The sequence below is a fragment of the Pedobacter glucosidilyticus DSM 23534 genome (assembly GCF_000425145.1).
GTDB lineage: Bacteria > Bacteroidota > Bacteroidia > Sphingobacteriales > Sphingobacteriaceae > Pseudopedobacter > Pseudopedobacter glucosidilyticus.
In genome coordinates this window covers 1-21,635 of the sequence record NZ_AULF01000009.1, presented here as the reverse complement: position 1 = coordinate 21,635, position 21,635 = coordinate 1, and the positions used below count along the sequence as shown (strand labels likewise).

The window sequence follows — 21,635 nt, the reverse complement described above, 5'->3', positions numbered from 1 at the left end:
GCATCCCCGATTAATCATTTTTAAATTGCACAATCAAATACATCTTTCTATTTTAGCAACCTGATGGAGAACTTTATAGTATCGGCAAGAAAATACAGACCTGTAACATTTGAAAGTGTTGTGGGGCAGCTGCATATTACCAATACTTTAAAAAATGCTATTAAAAACAATCAGCTTGCACAAGCATTTTTATTTTGCGGGCCAAGAGGGGTAGGTAAAACTACTTGCGCCAGAATTTTAGCTAAAACCATCAACTGCTTGGATTTAACCCCTACAGCAGAAGCTTGCGGTACTTGTGCATCTTGTATCTCTTTCCAAAATGGTAATTCTTTTAATTTTCATGAATTAGATGCTGCCTCAAACAACTCTGTTGATGATATTAGAAATTTAATAGACCAGGTAAGGATACCTCCACAAGCCGGAAAATATAAAGTTTATATCATAGATGAGGTTCACATGCTTTCTCAAAGTGCTTTTAATGCCTTTTTGAAAACTTTAGAGGAACCACCTTCTTATGCTATTTTTATTTTAGCAACTACAGAAAAGCATAAAATATTACCAACTATATTATCTCGTTGCCAAATCTTCGATTTTAACAGGATAAAGGTTGAGGATATGGCCAATCATTTGGCTAAAATTGCCACTAGAGAAGAAATAGCTTATGATCAGGACGGTTTACACCTGATAGCCCAAAAAGCAGATGGAGGTTTAAGAGATGCCTTATCTATGTTTGACCAAATTGTTAGTTTTTCTAACAGACAGGTTAATTATCAAGCTGTTATTGATAACCTTAATATTCTTGATTACGATTATTATTTTAAGGTTACCGAGTTTTTAATGGCGCAAAATACGCCAGCCGCTTTACTTTTGTTTGATGAGATTTTAAACAATGGTTTTGATGGGAACAACTTTATTACTGGATTAGCATCGCACTTTAGAAATATATTGGTTTGTAAAGATGCCGCTACTGTTCAATTATTAGAAGTTAGCGAGAATATCAAACAAAAATATTTAGAGCAGGCTAAATTAGCTTCAGCATCTTTCTTAATAAGTGCATTAAATATTGCCAATCAATGCGATTTAAATTATAAAATCAGTAAAAACCAACGTTTACAGGTTGAGCTTACGCTGATTAAGATAAGCCACATCAGTCAAGCGGTAAGCTTAAGCCAAAACCCTCATGTTCAGCAAATAGCTGAGCAACTAAAAAAAAAACCTGAAAATTTAGCCAGTCCTCAAGCAAACATACCTCTTACTGCTCCTAAACAGGATGTACTAGAAAAAGTTGCTCCTACTGTACAAACATCAGAAAAAGCGATAAATCAGGTGGTATCTCAGACAGAAACACCAGCGGCAGAAATAAATATCAACCCTAAAACGCTTATTCCAAAATTAGGAACTACTTTAATACCTAATTTAAAAAATCCTACGGCTATAAAAACCAAAGAACAGCTGGAAGACACTATAGACTATCTAACTGGTGATGCTAAGGATGATTTTACAGCAGCGCAGTTTATTGAAGCTTGGGGAAATTTCTCTTTTAAAGCTAAAGCTGATGGTAAAATGAGCTTGGCCGCTTTAATGATGAACTATACACCCAAATTAAAGGCAGGCTATCAAATAGAGCTAGAGGTAGAGAATAAGTTGCAAGCTAACGAGTTGATTAATGAGCGAATAGACGTTCTAAACTATCTGCGCAAGCAATTAAATAATTTCTCCATTACTTTAGAACCTATTATTAACGAGAAGCAGGAAGAAAGAAAATTATATACCAGCAGAGATAAATACCAACATCTGGTTGAAAAAAACCCTAAACTAGAAGACTTTAGAAGAATTTTCAACCTAGATATTGATTTCTAAATTACTTTAAGAATTTAGGATAACCTTCTTCATCTAAATCATCACGACTATCTTCTGGAGTACGAGCAATCTCTTCGTCTTTTTTACTGATTTTAAGATTTTCCTCACCTGTGATGTGCATCCCTAATTTATCGGCATCGTGTTCTAAAGAAGCATTTTTATCATATTCATCGCCAACATAAGGATTAGATTCATCATAATCAGAACTATAATCATTGGCAGCAGTATCATAAGGGTCTGGATGCTCATATCCTACTTCCTGAGCTTCTTCTGGATCTACATCCAACTCAAAACTACCTTCCTTAGGGTTATATTTTAGATTTTGCGCCTCGTTATCAACTAGATTAGACTCTTGGTTACGGTTAAACCTTTCGTTATCGTGGTTTATTTGCTTTTTATTTTCCATGGTTTATCATTTTAAGTAATTGTAAATCATGTTGTACTATAAATATGCCAAAACATTAAAATTAAGACCTTAACATTACAAAAAACAGCTGAGCCAAAAGCTCGCATTAAAAATCAATTCTTATATTTACGCCTCATTTTAGTGGGATAAAACAAAAACAAATAAATAATGAGCAAAATCAAAGTTGCAAACCCTGTAGTAGAACTAGACGGCGATGAGATGACCAGAATTATCTGGAAATTCATTAAAGACAAATTGATTATTCCTTACCTAGATTTAGATATTAAATACTATGATTTAGGAATGGAGTATCGTGACCAAACAAATGACCAAATCACAATCGATGCAGCCAATGCAATCAAACAATATGGTGTTGGTATTAAATGCGCTACCATTACTCCGGATGAGGCCAGAGTAGAAGAGTTTGGTTTAAAGCAAATGTGGAAATCTCCGAACGGAACCATCAGAAATATTTTAGATGGTACTGTATTTAGAGAGCCTATTGTTTGTAAAAATGTTCCTCGTTTAGTTCCAAACTGGACTGCACCTATCTGCATTGGTCGTCATGCTTTTGGAGACCAATACAGAGCAACTGATTTTGTTACCAAAGGAAAAGGTAAATTAACCATTAAATTTGAAGGTGAAGACGGTACTGTTCAAGAATTTGAAGTATTTAACTTTAAAGGAGATGGTGTTGCTTTAGCTATGTACAATACAGACGAAAGTATTAAAGGCTTTGCAAGATCATGCTTTAACCAAGCTTTAAGTAAAAAATGGCCTTTATATTTATCTACTAAAAACACTATCTTAAAAAAATACGATGGTCGTTTTAAAGATATCTTTGAAGAGATTTATCAACAAGAATTTAAAGCTCAATTTGAAGCTGCTGGTATTACTTACGAGCACCGTTTAATTGATGATATGGTTGCTTCTGCATTAAAATGGAATGGTAACTTTGTTTGGGCTTGTAAAAACTACGATGGTGATGTACAGTCTGACACCGTAGCACAAGGTTTTGGCTCTTTAGGTTTAATGACCTCTACTTTGGTTACCCCTGATGGTAAAATAATGGAGGCAGAAGCTGCACATGGTACGGTTACCCGTCACTTCCGTGATCATCAAAAAGGAAAACCTACTTCTACTAATCCAATTGCATCTATTTTTGCTTGGACTAGAGGTTTAGAGTTCCGTGGTAAGTTAGACAACAACCAAGAGCTTATTAATTTCTGCCAAACTTTAGAGCAAGTTTGTGTTGAAACTGTAGAAAGTGGTAAAATGACTAAAGACTTAGCTGTTTGTATCCATGGAAATAAAGTAGAACATGGTACACATTACCTATATACAGAAGAATTCTTAGCTGCTATTGATGAGAATTTAAAAGCTAAATTAGGTTAAGTAGCTATAATTATAGAAGCTCAAGTTAAACCATTAGCTTGTATTTAAATAGTCTATAAAGAGGCTGTCACAAAAATCACATTTGTCACATAGAGCAGAGTCGAAATATTCTCTGATATACTCAAAAAAGGCTTCGACTCCGCTCAGCCTGACATAAAGTGATGATTTGAGACAGCCTCTTTTTTAATGCGTAATATTTTTTAATGATGGATGGAACAATCAGAAATAACATCAAAATTGGAGCTTTGGTAAATATCGTTTTAAAGAAAGACCAGAGAACAGGCACCCTAACCGAAGGTATTGTAAAAAGAATCTTAACAAGTGCGCCAAAACATCATCGAGGTATTAAAGTGATGTTGGATGATGGACAAGTTGGCCGTGTACAAGAGATACTGGAAGAAGATTAATTATAAACGACTAAAGTAAAAAAAGCTGCCAATGATTTACATCATCAGCAGCTTCGCATTTTATTAGTTAGTGTGGGCTATTTAAGTTTTATTTAATATCAACCAAAATTCCGGCAAAAATCATTCTTCCCAATTGCGGGCCGCCCCAAATTTGCGTATTATAAGCATTGGTTAAATTAGAACCACCAATCTGAATGGTTGATTTAGCTTTAGGAATTTTATAAGACAAAGAAGCATCTAAGGTACCAATGTTATCTATAGGACCAATATCAAAAGGGAATTCATATACAAAACCTTGTTGCCATCTATAATTAACATTATAACCTAGTCTTTTCTTAAACTCGCCATCAATACCTACATTAAACTTGTTTTCTGGTGTGTTAAAGAAGGCTAAGAAACCAGTTGGTAAATCACCAATTTTATTATAGCTATAATTTGCATTAAAGTTTAACTCTTTTTTATAAGCATATCCTAAACCAACGCTAACACCTTGTGTTGTTACCTCTTGTTGGTTATTAAACCAAACTTGAATGATACGGGTAGGACTTGATGGATCATTTAAACGGTTCCTTGTTTGATTATCTGAACCAGGTGCTGCGCCTACAGCAACTGCCAATTGTCCTGCTGTTGGTCTAGATCCATCTGTATTTCCAACAAATGGTTGGGCCCCGATAAAATTATCGTAATTACTTCTAAAATAGGTAATATCAAAAGTTAATTTATCTTTAATGATGGTTTTATAACCTACTTCAAAAGTGGCAACCTGTTCTAAATCTAAGCGTGGTGCTGCATAATTAAATGCGGTAGAACCTCCAGCAACTGCAGCAATATTTGCCCCTACTGCCGCTTGGCCTCCAGCTAATAAACTAGTGTTATAACCGTTGAAACCGTTTCTAACGTTACCTAATAATAAGGCGCTACCAATATCTAAACGGATGTATTGGTCTATTTGGGTAGGACTTCTAAAGGCTACACCGTAGCTAGAACGGAAGTTGTGTTGTCTTTTCTCTCCAAAAGTATAAACTGCTGAAGCTCTTGGTGAGAATTTAGAGTCGAAATTTTGGAAATCATCTAAACGCCCGGCAACTTGTAATTTTAATGCATCATTAAAGAAAGTTTTAGCTACTTGGCTGTAAACACCATATTCGTAATTTTTAATTCTATCACCACCAGGAGTATCTTCAAAAACTGCACCTTGGGAAGCTAAGCCAAATGCTCTGTAAGCACCACCAACAATAACATCTGCAAATTTAAACCCAAATTGGTATTGTCCGCTCACATCTGTCATAACAGAGTTAACAGGTAACCTAGAACCTGCTGGTTGGTTTAGCTCAGCATTGTATTTACGCAATGCGTTAAAAGATGTGGAACCTTCTTTTGGCCATGTTGCGCTTGCTGCTGCATAAGCTTGTGCTGGCGTTGCACCTTGTTGTATAGCACCTCCGTAAGTGGTGAAAAACATTTCGGTATGATTCGAATAGGGTCTCCCTTGAGGATTTGCTAGTGTTATGGTTGTAGGATTAATTGGCAATGCAGGTAATCCAGCTGCTGTAGGGTTTAAAGTTGCCATTCTAGCTCCTAAGAAGCTTAAATCATAAGTATCACCACCATTATCTTCGGTTCTGAAAGCTCTTAAAAACCATTTATCAGATTTTAACTCGGCTCTAAACTGGTCAACACTTAAGTTTTTAAAACGATACCTACTGGTAGATTGGTAAGTAGTGGTGCCACCTGCCCTTTTATAATCTAGTGTAGCTTTTAGCTTATCGGTAATTAAATAAGAGATACTAGGGTTAATTCTGTAACTTAAAGTTCTATTATCATTGGCAATTAAAGCTGATTCTGTCCATCCTGGTGTATAAAGTACTTCTCCAGGAACAATAGGAGTTGTTACACCAGCTTGTACTGTACTAATTTCTCCGTAGGTATTTAAAGCATCATAACCAAAACCAGAACCTGGTCCGTAATTTTTTGCCGAAGTTATTCTTTTAGATGATTGATCATTAGCCAACCAATCGTCGGCAGAAAAATAAGAAGCATTAATTTTAAAAGCCAATTTATCAGTCAATTTTTTAGCGTATCTGATTTGACCATCAAATAAAGCTCTATTACCTCCTCTTAATTTTAATGATAAACCTTCTGTATAAAATGGATCTTTTGAATTGGTTAATAAGACACCATTAAAAGCATTGGCACCATATAAAGCAGAAGCAGGACCATGTATAATTTCTACAGAACTTACATCCAGCTCGGCAACACCTAACATGTTACCCGCATTAAGATTTAAACTTGGTACTTGAGTATCTACATAATCTGCAAGTTGAATCATACGCTCTGATTTAGGGCTATTAAAACCTCTGGTAGAAATAGTGGTTAAAAGCATAGAAGAACTGTTAACATCTATCCCCTGATATCTAGCCAGGTTACTAAACATCTCTGGACCACCACCGGCTAATATTTGGTTAGCGCTAACCTTGGTAACGGTTACAGGGGCTTCTAGGATACGTTCTTCTACCCTGGAAGCAGAAACAACAACCTCATCAAAGTTTATAGTGGCTTCTTGCAAGGTGATTTTTAAATCGGTGCTTGGTTTATTTAAAGAAATCTTTTGGGTTTGAAAACCTAACATTGAAACTTCTAACACAACAGGTACTTTATCAAAATTCACATTCAAAGCAAAAGCACCGTCTCCATTTGTAGAAGTACCAACAAAAGAACCCTGTACAATAATACTTACCCCAGGTAAGCTACTATTGTCTGACGCTACAACTTTTCCCTTAACATTTTGTGCCAAGGTAGGCAGCGCAAAAAATGAAAAGCTAAGCACCATGATGCCTAAAAGTATCTGTTTCTTCATTTTAATTATTTTATAGTTTATATTGGTTGATATTATGCAAGCATAATAAAATAAATTTATAACAAATATTTGGATTATCAAATAAATTATAGCTGAGATAATAAAAAAGTGATGAATATCTATTTATTAGACATTTATAGCTGATGCTGCGAAAAAGAATTTTAGAAATAGCAGCCCTAGTACATTCAAAATTGTATTTTTACATTTCACTTATAACATAACCTGTTAACTGAATTAAAAAAATGAATCATTTATATCCATTAAAATTTAAAACCATTTTTAAGGACAAAATCTGGGGCGGACAAAAAATCAAAACAGTTTTAGGGAAAGATTTTGGAAACTTACCTAATTGCGGCGAAACTTGGGAAATATCTGGTGTAAAAAGTGATGTTTCTGTGATCGCAAATGGACCTTTAGCAGGTACATCATTGGCGGCTTTATTGGCTACAGAAAAAGAAAACCTAGTAGGTAAAAGTGTTTATGACAGGTTTGGAGATGAGTTTCCTTTATTGGTAAAATTTATAGATGCTAATGAAGATTTATCTATACAAGTTCATCCTGATGATGAATTAGCCAAAAAGCGCCATAATTCTTTTGGTAAAACAGAAATGTGGTATGTGATACAAGCTGATGAAGGTGCTTCTTTGATAGCCGGTTTCAACCAAAAAGTTGATAGAGCGCTATATTTAGAAAAATTTAACGAAGGCAAACTTACAGCTATTTTAAACAAGGAAGATGTAAAAGCTGATGATGTGTTTTTCTTACCAGCCGGAAGGGTGCACACCATAGGAAAAGGACTTTTGATTGCTGAGATACAGCAAACATCAGACATCACTTACCGCATTTATGATTTTGACCGTGTGGATGACAAGGGTAATAAAAGAGAACTTCATGTTGAAGAAGCCTTAGATGCTATTGATTATAACTTTTACGACGCTTATAAAACAGCTTATAAAAAAGAAAAAAATACGCCAACACCATTGGTTTCTTGCCCATATTTTACCACCCATGTCTTAGACTTTGAAACTTCTGTGATGAGAGATTATAGTGCTCTGGATAGCTTTGTGATTCATGTTTGTGTTTCAGGTTCTTATATTTTAAAATATGGTATGGAAGAGTTACCGGTTAGCATGGGAGATTGTATTTTAATTCCTGCTGGTACACAAAAAGTAGAGCTTAGCACTAACGAGGGATTTAAGATTCTGGAGAGTTTTGTTGGGTGATGGGGAATAGATAGTTGGGGAATGGGAGAATAGGGAATAGTTATTGGTTAATAGGGAATAGTTATTGGTCAATGGGGAATACGGCTGAGGATTATTGTCATCCTGAGCGAAGTTGAAGGATAGGATAAAAAAGCTTCGACTTCGCTCAGCCTGACATAAAATGATGCTATAGTCTTATTTGTGACTAAAAATGTTTTAGCCTTGTATAGCTTTTACACCTGGAAGTTCTTTACCTTCCATATATTCTAATAAAGCACCACCACCTGTAGAAACGTAGCTTACCTCGTTTTCTAAACCAAATTTAGCGATAGCTGCCGCAGAGTCTCCTCCACCTATTAAAGAAAATGCCCCATTTTTAGTTGCAGCTACAATAGCGTCTGCTACAGCTCTGGTACCTTCTTCAAATTTCTTCATTTCAAAAACGCCCATTGGACCATTCCAAAGGATGGTTTTAGAATTCATCACGATGTCTGCATATTTTTTACGGGTTTCTAAACCAATGTCTAATCCTTCCCAATCTGAAGGGATATTTTTTGTTTCTACGTATTGCGTATTGGCTGTTTCTGCAAAATCATCCGCAATTAAAGAATCTGTAGGGATATAAATTTTTACACCTTTTGCTTCTGCTTTCTTTAAAATCTCTAAAGCCAGTTCTTGCTTATCTAACTCTACAATAGATTTACCAATTTCACCGCCTAAAGCTTTCACGAAAGTATATGTCATACCGCCACCAATAATTAAATTATCTACCTTATCTAATAATCTTTCTATCAATTGGATTTTATCAGAAACTTTAGAACCACCCATAATAGCTGTAAATGGTCTTTCGGCTTTATTTAATACTTTTTCTGCATTTTCTAACTCAGAAGCCATTAAATAACCAAAATATTTTGCTGTTGGGAAAAATTTAGCAATTACAGCGGTAGAAGCATGTGCTCTGTGTGCCGCACCAAAGGCATCGTTCACATAAACATCACCCAATTGAGCTAATTTTTCTGCAAATACTTCATCACCTTTTTCTTCTTCTTTATAGAAACGTAAATTTTCTATCAATAACACCTCTCCTGCTTGTAAAGCATCAGCTTTAGCTTTTGCCTCGGCACCTATACAATCATCGGCGAAAGCCACTTCTTTACCTAACAAAGTAGATAAATGCTTAACCACATGTTGTAAAGAATATTTATTTGTAGGACCATCTTTTGGACGACCTAAGTGCGACATTAAGATAACTGCACCACCATCATTCAAAATCTTTTGGATAGTTGGCAAGGCAGCTGTAATACGCTTATCATCGGTTATATTGAAATCAGCATCCAGAGGGACGTTAAAATCTACCCTTACTAAAGCTTTCTTGTTTGCGAAATTTAATTTGTCTACAGTATTCATATTTATTGTGTTGGATTGTTATTGAATTTTTAAATACATGCATTTATGAGGGCCTATACCGGAGATTTCAAATTCATCAGAAATAAACTCGAAACCTAAACCTTCATAAAACTTATAAGCTACTTTTCTGGCGTTACACCACAAATAGTTAGCCTTTTTGCCTCGCAAATATACGATTGCAAAATTAATCAGCATATTACCATAACCTTTAGCTCTAAAACCCTCATCTGTAGCCATGCCTCTTAATTGATAGCCCAAACCCGCAAAACCTTCTTTTGGAACGATATGAAATGTAGCAATGGAAACCAATTCGTTTGCCACGAAATAGCCTAAATGGAAACTTTCAGGTTCTTCATCTAAAGGCAAAGCACATTCATGGTCTTGAAGTTTGCCTTCTCTTAAAACCTGATTGCGTAAAGGCAAAACATCTTTTGCGGAAATAAACTTAATCATCAGCTTTATTTTATGGCCATTTTTTGAGCAACATCCACCAACCGGCTAGCGTAACCAAACTCGTTATCGTACCAACCTACTACTTTTACCATACCGCCAACAATAGAGGTTAGTTGCGCATCAAATACGCAAGAGTGTGGGTTATCAATAATATCAACGGAAACAATAGGGTCTTCTGTATAATACAGAATATCTTTAAGTGAGCCCTCTGCTGCGGCTTTAAAGGCTTCGTTTATTTGTGCTACCGATGATGGTTGCTGTTCTAGAATACAGGTAAAATCTGTTAAAGAACCATTTAAGACAGGTACACGGATGCCTGCACCGCCTAATTTACCCTCTAATTGAGGAAAAATACTGGTAATGGCTTTTGCCGCCCCTGTTGTGGTTGGGATGATAGAAGATGAAGCTGCTCTTGCCCTTCTTAAATCACGATGTGGTGCGTCATGCAGGTTTTGATCACCCGTCATAGAATGTACCGTGGTGATGTAACCTTCTTTAATTTTCCAGTTATCATCTAAAACTTTTACCATAGCTGCCACATTGTTGGTGGTGCAAGATGCATTGGAGATGATTTTTGAAGACCAATCTATTTGCCCATCATTAACGCCTAGTACTACAGTTGGAATATCTTTGTCTATAGCTGGAGCTGATAATAGCACTTTTTTAGCTCCTGCTTCTAGGTGTTTATTTGCTAAAGCTCGGGATAAGAATTTACCGGTTGACTCTATCACTAAATCTATATTTAGTGCTTCCCAAGGTAAATCTTCTGGATTTTTCTCGGCATAGGTTTGGATGCTTTGCCCGTTAACCACAAGCTCTTGCTGATGATGCGTTACGGTTCCTTTATAATTACCATGCACAGAATCGTACTTGAACAGGTGCGCTAATGTTGCTGTATCTGTTAAATCGTTAATGGCAACAACCTCTATATCTTGCTTTTGTAATAATAGTTTTAAAACGGTACGCCCGATGCGCCCAAAACCATTAATGGCTACCCTCATATATGCTCTCAGAAATTTTAGCGAATTTACCTAATGTGTACGATTAAAAAATATTTAATTTTTTTTGTGAGTTTTAGGCTGTTTTCTATATTTGCACACCCAAAGATATTTGGCCCGTTCGTCTAGGGGTTAGGACGCCAGATTTTCATTCTGGAAACAGGGGTTCGATTCCCCTACGGGCTACTAAGTTAAAATATACTTAAAACAATTAATACTTTAATTTATACTTCCCAACTAGTTTCAGTAATTGTTTAGGTTACCAAAACTAAATTTCACTATATACATTATTATGTCTCCAATTATTAAATAAGACAGACTAGTTAATACTAGCTAAGACTGCTGAACTGGATTTTATTTGGAATATTTATTACTACTTTTGAAAAAACCATTTATAAAAACCACTGATATTAATCATATATTAGGTTAATTTAATTCTAAGAGTTGAGAGCGAAATTTTTAATCAAATATTTTGTTGTTTATTTATTACACTTTTTTTTCTTTAAAAGTCTATTTGCCGATGATTTAAAATTTAAACACCTAACCATAGACGACGGCCTATCTCAAAACACTGTCAACACTATTTATCAAGACCATAAAGGCCTTATATGGATAGGCACATGGGACGGATTAAACAAATATGATGGTTATGATTTTGTTACTTATAAAAATGATGGAAGAAATCCAAACAGCTTAAATGATAATAGAGTAAGTGTTGTCATAGAAGATAAGAAAAATCGATTATGGATAGGTACATCTTCTGGCTTAAATCTATTTGATAGAAATTTAGAAGTGTTTAAATCTTTCTCTAGCAAAAGCAATAAGCATTATGCAGTATACAGTATAGTTGAAGATAAAAACGGAATAATTTGGATAGCTACAGATGATGGTCTAAAATACTTAAATCCTTTGGAAGGAAAACTTTTAGATATAGAATTAAACTTAGGTAAGGATAAGCGAATTCAATCTATCTATATAGATAAAAACAACCTACTTTGGATAGGAAAATTTAAGGGTTTGTATTTTTATGACTTTAATAAAAAAAAGCTGGTTTCTGCTTATCCAACATTACAAAATACCGTTAAAAACTCTTGGATAAGAACTATTAAATATGAAGAAGATGGTTCTTATTGGCTAGCCACAGAAGCAGAAGGAGTTTTACATTTTAAAAATAATAATCAGATAGAATATTTCACTAATACTAGCGGTCTTTTATCTAATACTGTAAGAAGCATTTTAATTGTTAATAAAAATGAAATTTGGGTGGGTACCAAGTTTGGCTTGAGCATACTTAACCCTAATACCGGCAGTATTAAAAATTACACCTATAAAAGTGATGAGAAATCTCAATATTCATTAAGCCAAGCTTCTGTACGCTATTTATATAAAGACAAAGAGGGAAATATATGGCTGGGAACCTATTCTGGAGGAGTTAATCTGGTTTATAATTTCAAAGAAAATTTTGCTTACAAAGGGCATGCAAAAGAAGACCCAGTAAAGCTCTCAAATAAAGAGATTAATAGTGTTTATGAGGATCAAAACAAAAATGTTTGGCTGGCAACAGATGGCGGCGGTTTAAACTATTGGGATAGAAAAGCAAATACAATAAAAGTTTATAAGTACGCAGAAGGTACTAGTACCTACAATACCATCAAAATCATTCATAAAGATTCTGAAAAGAACGATATCCTGTGGCTAAGTACAGGTGGAGGAGTATTAAAATTTAATACCACTAGCCGGGCATTTCAACAATTTAATTTTGCGACCTCTAATAATTCTCCAGCATTTATACAGCAGCATGTTTTTGAGGACACCAAACAAGGCTTATGGATTGCGAGCAATTTTGGTGGCTTATATTTATTTAAAGATGGAAAAAAAATAAAGGCTTATAACAACCAAACTGTTAAAGAAGGTTTCTTTAACTCTAACAATCTTACAGCATTAAAAGATAATAATGGTAAAGGTTTATGGATAGGAAATAGAACAGCAGGCTTAAACTATCTCAACTATAAAACAGGTGAAATATCAAGCTATGTTTATGATAAAAACAACCTTTATAGTTTAAGTAACAATAATATACTTTGCTTATTTAATGATAGCAAAGGCAGGTTTTGGATCGGGACAGACGGTGGTGGACTTAATTATTACGACCCTAAAACCAATCGTTTTTTAGTCCTAAACAGCAATAATGGCTTGTTAAATAATACTATTCATGCAATTACAGAAGATGAGCTGGGGGCTTTATGGTTAAGTACAAACCGTGGTATTTTTAAAGTAAATATCACTGTAAATACTAAATCTTTAAAATTCGAGCATATTAAAATTGTGAACTATACCGTAAAGGATGGTTTGCAAAGTAATCAATTCTTGCATCATTCGGTTTATAGGGGTATAGACAATGAACTTTTCTTTGGTGGTATTAACGGGTTAACTTCTTTTTTACCTAGCCAACTATCAGTAAACAAGAATAAGCCCAATATTATTTTTACTGAACTTTCTATATTAGGAAAACCTGTGAGTGCCGGAGAAAATAGTGTCCTAAATAAAGCTATTGATGAAACTCAGGAAATTATTTTACCTTATAATAAAGCTTCTTTTACCATCAAATTTTCTCTGCTAAATTTTATACATCCAGAGAAAAACAAATATGCTTTTAAACTAGAAGGCTTTCCTAATGATACATGGCATTACGTTAACGACCAAAGACAAGCAACCTATACTAATCTAGACCCTGGTAAATATCTGCTTAAAGTTAAAGCAGCCAACAACAGCGGTATTTGGGTAAGTAATATCAAAACACTTAACATTACCATTTTGCCTCCTTGGTATCAAACATGGTGGGCTTATCTTGCGTACTTTATCATCATCATACTACTATTATACCTTTTTTACTCTTATACAAAGTATAAAGAGCGTTTAAAAGGGAAGATTACTTATGAGCAATACATTGCAAAACAAGAAAGAGAGCTGGCACAACAAAAACTAAGTTTCTTTCTAAAAATATCTCATGAAATTAAAACGCCTATAACTATGATAATGGCTCCCTTACAAAAGCTTTTATCGGCTCATGCAAATAACCCAGCTTTGCACCAATACCTCAATACCATGAATAAGAGTGGGCAAAGGTTACTTAATTTGATTGATCAGTTATTAGATGTAAGAGGGATAGATTTAAATCAATCGAGCTTGAAAGCTGCCAAAGGAGATATAGTGTTGTTTGTAAACGAGATTGTGGTTATTTCTACAAACCTAGCCAATGCTAAAAATATCGACTTATCTTTTTCTTTTTCCGATGAAAAGATAGAGGCTTGGTTTGATAAAGATAAAATGGAGAAGGTAATTTACAACATTCTCTCTAACGCTATTAAATACACTCCGGAATATGGCAAAATAAATGTATATGTTGAACAAGTTAAACCTAACAAACAGGTTGCTATAAGCATCACAGATAATGGTTGTGGTATAGCACCAGATAGGATAGCCAGCATTTTCACCCCATTCAAACATACTGATAGCTTGCTAAACAATGTATCTGGTACGGGCATAGGCTTAGCTTTTGCAAAAGAACTGGTAGATCTTCATCAAGGTGAAATTGATGTGCAGAGCACTCCTGCCACTGAAGGAGAGAATGGCTTTACTTGTTTTAAAATTAAGTTGCCTTTAGGCGATACTCATTTAAAAGAGTCGGAAATAGATGATAATTACCTACAGACAGATAATATAGACAACTATAAAGACTACCATTTAAACAGACAAAGGAATTTTGAAGATGTAAAAAATAAGATAAAGGCAGACCATGGCCCTGAGAAAATTATCATGCTTATTGTGGAAGATAATACCGAAGTGCGTAATTTTTTAGAAGATCATTTTAAACCAGAGTTTGAAGTTTATACCGCCGAAAATGGAAAAACTGGATACGAAGAAGCCTTAAAATATATTCCAGAAATTATAATAAGTGATGTAATGATGCCTGAAATGGACGGTGTTGAGCTATGCAAACTCTTAAAAGAAAACATCAATACCAGTCATATTCCTATTGTATTGCTAACAGCCCGTAGCCCACTTTTATTTAAACTAGAAGGCTTAGAAAAAGGCGCTGACGAATATATCTCGAAACCTTTTAACCTAGATTTGTTAGAAGTTAAAGTTTGGAATTTGATATTGAACCGCCAGAAAATGCGTTCAAGATTTCAAAAACAAGTACTGCTAGAACCTACCAATACCATTATCTCTAGTTTTGATGATTTATTTATAGAGCGTATTATTAAGTATATAGAAGAGCATATATCAGAAGAAACACTAAGTGTAGAAGATATTAGTGCACATATTGGCATGACCAGAGGAAACTTATACAAGAAGTTAAAAGCCTTAACATCCAAAAGCCCGGTAGAGTTTATAAGATATATCCGTTTGCAAAGAGCTGCCCAATTACTTAAGCAGAAGAAAATGTATATTAATGAGGTGGCCTATATGGTAGGTTTCCAAGATGTAAATTATTTCAGAAAATGCTTTAAAGAAGAATTTGATGCAAATCCACTAGAGTTTGCAAAACAATTTAGAGAAGTAGAATAATTACCACATTATAATACAATAGACCTACATATATGATACCTGTGTAATGGTCTAAAACAGTAGCTAAAGCTTAATTTTATAATAAAATTATAAATCCAAATTTAACCCTAATCTTATTATTTTTATGATTAAACATAAATGGTTATTCATACTAACTACAGTATTATCGCAACTTATTTGTAGCTTAACATTTGCACAAAATTCAAATCCTGTAGGTTATCAACCTCCATCTCCTTCAGAAATTAAATTGCCTAATAACATCACTCTTCATCAAAATTTAAGATATGCTCCTATTCCACAAATAGCAACAGATTCTACAAGTGATAGGATCCTTGATTTATACCTTCCTACTAACAACAGTTCAACATCCTTACCTGTCTTTGTTTTTATTCACGGTGGTGGTTTTACTGGTGGAGACAAGCGATTAGTAGATTTATGTTCTAAAATTGCATCTCAAGGTTTTGCTGTAGCCTCTATCAACTATCGTTTAACTTTAAAATACAAAAAAGTAAGCGGGGCATCTTGTTCAGCTAATATGGCTAAGGGGCTTCCTGTTAATGGCGCCTTTCATCCGGTGTTAAATGAAGCTATAAAAAACGCGTCAGATGACGCTATTAGTGCATTGCAATGGATAAAAGATAATGCAGTAAAATATAATTTAAATACTGGCAAAGTAGCTATAGGTGGCGGTTCTGCTGGCGGAATGACGGCTTTACATGCTGCTTACGCTTCTCAACAAAAAGTACTGCCTATTATAGCGGTTGTGAATTTATGGGGTGGGCTTGAAAATGCAAACGTTATTTCAAAAATTTCGCCACCACTTCTAACTTACCATGGAGATTTAGATACGACTATTAATATTGAATATGCCTACGCTTTAAAAGAAAGAATGGATAAGATTGGCTCAGATAAATCTCAATTAAAAATATTAAAAGATAAAGGACATGCGCAATATAATTTAATAGCAAAGGAAAAAATAAATGAGATTACATCATTTTTAAATAGCTTTTTATAAAGGAGCTGATTAAAATATATAGTAAAATTTTATAGTCTTATCCTAAAATTACTTTTACTTATTTATTCTAATCAAGATTTTAAAATTCTTAGCTTAAAATTATAACATGCAGCAAAAGCTAAATTCCATACTTTTTATATTCGTATTATTTTTCGTTTTAACTTTTACAGTTCATGCACAAAATAATTTAATAGATAATTACGTTCCGCCAGTTCAAAAACAAATAACGTATAACGGCATCTCCATTATAAAAAATATAAGATATGGCTCCATTCCAGAATTCATAAATGACTCGGTAAGTGATAGGATTCTTGATTTATACCTACCCAATAAGGTAAATGAAAAAGAATCACTCCCTGTTTTCTTGTACCTGCATGGTGGTGGTTTTGTTAATGGCGATAAAGGGATGTTAGAATTATGTTCTAAAATTTCTCTTCAAGGTTTTGCGGTTGTTTCTATAAATTACAGGTTAACTTTAAGGTACAAAAAAGTAATTGGAGCTAGCTGTTCTAGCAATATGGCAAAAGGCTTACCTCCCAATGGTTCTTTCCATCCGATTTTAAATGAGGCGATTAAAAACGCATCTGATGATGCTATAAGTGCTATGCAATGGATAAAAAATCATGCAGCTAAATACAAATTAAATATAAACAAAGTTGCTATTACTGGAAGTTCTGCTGGCGCAATGGCTGCTTTATACGTTGCCTATGGCTCAAAACAAAAAGTATTACCTATAAAAGGGGTAGTAAACTTTTATGGTGGTTTAGAAAACGTAAATGTTATTACAAAAGGTGCGCCTCCGGTTTTAATTTATCATGGAGATTTAGACAAAACCATAAACATAGCTTATGCTCATGCTATAAAAGATAGAATGGACGTAATTGAATCTAAAAAATCACAGTTACATGTGTTAAAAGATAAACCACACTCAAACTATAAGTTAATAGTAGATGAAAAAATAGACGAAATTGTGTCATTTCTAAACAAAGTGATTTGAACAATCGCCTAAAAATTACATTATCAATCACGATAAATAGCCTTGAAATATATCGTGTATTAATTAGGCTCTTAAAATATAAAAACATGAAAAATTTATTTATTAATACAATTCTAATTTTATTCACCACAACATCAATATTTGCCCAAAATGACAACCATAATGCTATATCAAACACAAATAATATCATCTACCTTGATGAAAAAACAAATAGCTTAGTTTATAAACCTTATACAGATAAAGGAGATATTATCCCTGATTTTTCATTTAGTGGCTATAAAGCTGGTATTACTAAATTTAACTTAACTAAAGTAGTTAAAACACTAAGCCCTTTGGATGGTGATAATACTAAATCAATTCAAAACGCTTTGGATAGCATTGGACAGCTTAAAGCAGATAAGAATGGGATACGAGGAGCATTGTTATTAATGCCTGGCACATACAACCTATCAGAAAGTATTACCATAAAATATTCTGGAGTGGTTTTAATGGGCGAAAAAGACCAGGCTAGAAATACCATTTTAGTTGCTACCACACCTAAACAATATACGCTTGTTAGAATTGGTGAAAGAGAAAACTTTAAAATTGATCATAAAACCAAACGTCAGGTAGTAGCAGATTATGTTCCATCGGGTACTAGAAAAATATTGGTAAATGATGCCTCATGCTTTAAAGTTGGAGATGCTATAATAGTAGAAAGACCTAGCACCACCGAGTGGATAACAGCTATTGGAATGGATAAAATAGAAGATAGCTGGAGCTCAATTAAAGTCTTAAACGCCAACCAGTTAGAAGAATATAGAAAAAGTGGGAAATTAAGTGAAGACGGAAAGAGAGTGAATACTACTAAGCAATGGGAGCCAGGTTCTAAAAATCTAATCTTTGAAAGAAAAATTACAGCTATAGATAAAAACATCATCACCATAGATATCCCTCTTACTAATGCCTTACAAAAAGAATATGGAGGCGGACTAGTTTATAAATACAGTTATACTAAAAGATTAACAGATGTTGGAATATGTAATTTATCAGCAACCTCGTTATTTAATAAAAGTGTTATTGCAAAAAATAGAGAAGGCGAAACTTATTTTGCCGATGAGCAACATGGCTGGACGTTTTTAGATTTTGTAAATGCTGAAAACAGTTGGGCTGATAATATAGAAGTTACCGTATTTTCTTTTGGATTTGTTTGCGGACTTAAAAGCAGGTTTATCACTATACAAAATTGTAGATTTTTAGACCCTGTATGTCTTATCGAAGGAGGAAGACGCTATGCCTACTCAATAAACGGGCAACAATGTTTAGTTACTAATTCTTACGCCCGTAACGGCCGACATGATTTTGTAATGGGAGCCGTAGTGGCAGGTCCGAACGCTTTTGTAAATAATACTGCAGAACTTTGCCACGCAAAATCAGAACCACACCAAAGATGGGCCACCGGAACTTTATTTGATAATTGCTCTGTTTCTGGACCAGATGCAGGCTTTAGTTTGTCTAACAGAGGAAGTTTTGGATCTGGACATGGTTGGGCAGGAGCACAAATGGTTTTATGGAATTGCATGACTCCGTTGGCAGTTGTAATGAAACCCCCAACAGCGCAAAATTTCTCTTTTGGTACAGTTGCATTAACCGATAAATGGAGTACTAAAATTAATATTGAACAAAGCTTAGACAAGTTGAATAAAATATCTAATAACAACTTTAAATATATAGGTTTGCCAGCCGTTGGTGATGGATTTATATTTAATAACGGTGAAAGTGTAGTACCAAAATCTTTATACCAACAGCAATTAAATGAAAGATCAAAAAAATAAGGATAAAACAGTTTAATCAAAATGTTATAACCTTAATTTATTAGGATTTAACACATTAGACTTGTATTTGTGATACAATTTTCGTGGTTAACCCATCTTTTGTTTTGGTAAAATTGGTTAATAATTAAACCAAAATGAAAAGAATTCTATTATTTTTTATCTTACTCTATGGAGTAACTTATCTCAAAGCTCAAACCGTAACGTTTGATGGTATAACTTCAGTCCCAAGTAATTGGACAACTACATCAAGCTCTGGAAATTTGGCATTAAGTACCACACGTTTCAAGAGCGGAACACAAGCTTTAAAATGGACACCCACAAATAATCAAACCCTTACTGTTAGCGGTTTAACTATTAGTTTAGCACAAACGCAAAATTCTAATATAAATAACACGCACTTTTATATTTTTACAAATACTAATAGTGCGTCAGATACCTTATTGGTGCAATTTTTAAATCCTTCCGGTGAGGTAAAAAGAACAGGAACTATTGTATTGAATTTTACAGGCTGGCGAGAATATCATCGTAACCTTGTTGCTGATTATGGTGGTGGTAATGCTTTGCCAGGCTTTGACCTATCAACAGTTAAATTTACATTTAAGAAGAAGTCTGGTACAACAGGTAGTAGGCAAATTTGGATTGATGAAATTGACTGGGTTGGGGATAAAGAATTAAGGTATCCTGGAACTCATATGCTGGTAGATAACTCGCAATTTCTAGTAACTTCTTCTTTACGTGGAGGGCAACCTTTATCAAGCTGGTTAAATACACCTGACATTGCACTTGTAACACCAAATTCAGCTGAATTAATTGGTATAGATAGCCTTAAAAAGAGATACAGTATTGTTCCAACTTCTAGTACTGCACCAGTCCCTACACCAGCAGAATTAGCAGAAGCGAGAGCTTATTATAAATATTGTGGCCCTAGTTTAACTAGTGGTACACTTTACTATATCAGGGGCTTGTTAAGTGATATTAATCAGGATAGCTTAGTTAAGTTTTCTAGGTACTGTAACATCTTTGCAAGAAAATATTTTAATAATACAACACAAAGCAATTTAGATACGCTAACATTATTTACCAGATATCTTATTGACCAAGGAGTAGCGGAAGGCGGTAGAAATGTAATGGAAACCAATGCTTATGACAACGCAAGAGTATTTAATGATAATTTCATAATTGTAGCGCCTTTAATTTCAGATGCTAATGTAAAATCAGATTTAATTAAGATGCTCAAATGGTCTAATGAGTATAATAAGATCTACAGCAATCAGTTTTTGGTTAGAAATAACATGGACTTTGTTCATCTTAAGTTAGAAAATATTATTAAACTGGCATTATTAAGTAATGATAATGCAGAAATTGTAAGAGATTTAAAATCTATAAACAGATTTATGGCGCAGGTAATGGAACCAGGTGACGGAGGTAGAGATGGCGTTAAGCCAGATGGTTTAGGGTATCATCATCAATCTAAATACTTTCATTACATGTATGCCTATGCTACATGGATAGATCATGCTTATAACTTAAGAGGTACGCCTTTTAAAATTTCTTTAGAAGCCTACAATTACATGTTAACAGCAGTTAAAGTGTTATTTTTAGAGCTGAATAAAGGGGCAGTAAGGGCTAATTCTAGCTCAGGGAGATTTCCTTTTAACCAATCATCAGCAGTTAGAATATCTGATTTTAGAAAATTAGTTACTGTAGGTGGAAACCTTATTAATCAAACCGTAGATCCTGACGCAGCTGCTTTATACAACTATTTTTACAAAACAACATACTACCCTGGAGTACCTACAGTTAATTTGGATGGTTTTCATCAATTTAATTATGGTCCAATGGGTATTAAACGTCATAAAAACTGGGTTGCTATTGCAAAAGGCTTAACCAATAAAATGTTTGGTACAGAGATTTATGCCAATGCCAATCGTTATGGCAGATACCAAGGTTATGGAGCTTTAGACATTCTTTATGAAACTACAGCCGCCACAGGATATATCTCTGGTGGAGATGGTTGGGATTGGAATGTAATGCCTGGCACAACAACTGTCCATTTATCAGACTATGCTGATTTAAGACCTCCAACAAATTCAACCAGAGACGAGTATCAAGCAAAAAGTTTTGTTGGTGCACTATCAGCAGGTAATGATGGCATATTTGCAATGGATTTTGTTCAAGATGCAGGCGGTAGATATGAAACTAACAATTTAACCTTCAGAAAATCTGTTTTTGCTTTTGATTCTATTTTGGTG

14 protein-coding genes and 1 tRNA gene are annotated in these 21,635 nt (G+C 34.3%); 10 read left to right on the top strand and 5 right to left on the bottom strand.

The window, feature by feature from the left end; translation table 11 throughout:
• Positions 1-63 precede the first annotated feature (63 nt).
• Positions 64-1,860, top strand: coding sequence for a DNA polymerase III subunit gamma/tau (locus H510_RS0102605; RefSeq protein ID WP_026902887.1), 1,797 nt, complete (start codon positions 64-66; stop codon positions 1,858-1,860).
• 1 nt (position 1,861) lies between these two features.
• Here the strand turns inward: H510_RS0102605 and H510_RS0102600 are convergent, their stop codons facing one another.
• The gene (locus H510_RS0102600) at positions 1,862-2,266 is read right to left on the bottom strand and encodes a hypothetical protein (protein WP_026902886.1); all 405 of its coding nucleotides are present in this window, start codon (positions 2,264-2,266) and stop codon (positions 1,862-1,864) included.
• Between the two features lie 168 nt (positions 2,267-2,434).
• Here H510_RS0102600 and H510_RS0102595 point away from each other — a divergent pair, with 168 nt between their 5' ends.
• Together H510_RS0102595 and H510_RS0102590 are read left to right on the top strand one after the other, a co-directional pair.
• Positions 2,435-3,661, top strand: coding sequence for an NADP-dependent isocitrate dehydrogenase (locus H510_RS0102595; protein ID WP_026902885.1), 1,227 nt, complete (start codon positions 2,435-2,437; stop codon positions 3,659-3,661).
• A 206-nt stretch (positions 3,662-3,867) separates the two neighbouring features.
• Positions 3,868-4,068, top strand: a complete 201-nt coding sequence (locus H510_RS0102590) for a YwbE family protein (protein ID WP_026902884.1) — start codon at positions 3,868-3,870, stop codon at positions 4,066-4,068.
• A gap of 88 nt (positions 4,069-4,156) precedes the next feature.
• Here the strand turns inward: H510_RS0102590 and H510_RS0102585 are convergent, their stop codons facing one another.
• Positions 4,157-6,925 (bottom strand): TonB-dependent receptor, encoded by a 2,769-nt coding sequence (locus H510_RS0102585; RefSeq protein WP_026902883.1) that lies wholly within the window; start codon positions 6,923-6,925, stop codon positions 4,157-4,159.
• A 242-nt stretch (positions 6,926-7,167) separates the two neighbouring features.
• On the opposite strand from H510_RS0102585, the gene H510_RS0102580 reads away from it, so the two are divergent.
• On the top strand, positions 7,168-8,148 hold the full coding sequence (locus tag H510_RS0102580) for a type I phosphomannose isomerase catalytic subunit (protein WP_026902882.1): 981 nt from the start codon (positions 7,168-7,170) through the stop codon (positions 8,146-8,148).
• 195 nt (positions 8,149-8,343) lie between these two features.
• Here the strand turns inward: H510_RS0102580 and H510_RS0102575 are convergent, their stop codons facing one another.
• From H510_RS0102575 to gap, 3 genes are read right to left on the bottom strand one after another with little or no spacing between them, the layout of a single operon-like run.
• Positions 8,344-9,534, bottom strand: a complete 1,191-nt coding sequence (locus H510_RS0102575) for a phosphoglycerate kinase (protein WP_026902881.1) — start codon at positions 9,532-9,534, stop codon at positions 8,344-8,346.
• An 18-nt stretch (positions 9,535-9,552) separates the two neighbouring features.
• Entirely contained in the window at positions 9,553-9,987 is a 435-nt protein-coding gene (locus H510_RS0102570; RefSeq protein WP_036691696.1) for a GNAT family N-acetyltransferase, read from the bottom strand.
• A gap of 5 nt (positions 9,988-9,992) precedes the next feature.
• A complete protein-coding gene (gap, locus tag H510_RS0102565; RefSeq protein WP_026902879.1) occupies positions 9,993-10,988 on the bottom strand; it encodes a type I glyceraldehyde-3-phosphate dehydrogenase in 996 nt (331 codons plus the stop codon).
• A 111-nt stretch (positions 10,989-11,099) separates the two neighbouring features.
• Here gap and H510_RS0102560 point away from each other — a divergent pair.
• From H510_RS0102560 to H510_RS0102535, 6 genes are all read left to right on the top strand, one after another.
• Positions 11,100-11,171, top strand: a tRNA-Glu gene (locus tag H510_RS0102560).
• 258 nt (positions 11,172-11,429) lie between these two features.
• A complete protein-coding gene (locus tag H510_RS0102555; protein ID WP_026902878.1) occupies positions 11,430-15,557 on the top strand; it encodes a hybrid sensor histidine kinase/response regulator transcription factor in 4,128 nt (1,375 codons plus the stop codon).
• 124 nt (positions 15,558-15,681) lie between these two features.
• Positions 15,682-16,572 (top strand): alpha/beta hydrolase, encoded by an 891-nt coding sequence (locus tag H510_RS0102550; protein ID WP_026902877.1) that lies wholly within the window; start codon positions 15,682-15,684, stop codon positions 16,570-16,572.
• Positions 16,573-16,678: 106 nt separating this feature from the next.
• The gene (locus H510_RS0102545) at positions 16,679-17,569 is read left to right on the top strand and encodes an alpha/beta hydrolase (RefSeq protein ID WP_026902876.1); all 891 of its coding nucleotides are present in this window, start codon (positions 16,679-16,681) and stop codon (positions 17,567-17,569) included.
• An 86-nt stretch (positions 17,570-17,655) separates the two neighbouring features.
• The gene (locus H510_RS18105; RefSeq protein ID WP_051291019.1) at positions 17,656-19,383 is read left to right on the top strand and encodes a hypothetical protein; all 1,728 of its coding nucleotides are present in this window, start codon (positions 17,656-17,658) and stop codon (positions 19,381-19,383) included.
• Positions 19,384-19,517: 134 nt separating this feature from the next.
• Positions 19,518-21,635 (top strand): chondroitinase family polysaccharide lyase (locus tag H510_RS0102535; protein ID WP_026902875.1); only part of this gene is annotated, 2,118 nt, incomplete at its 3' end.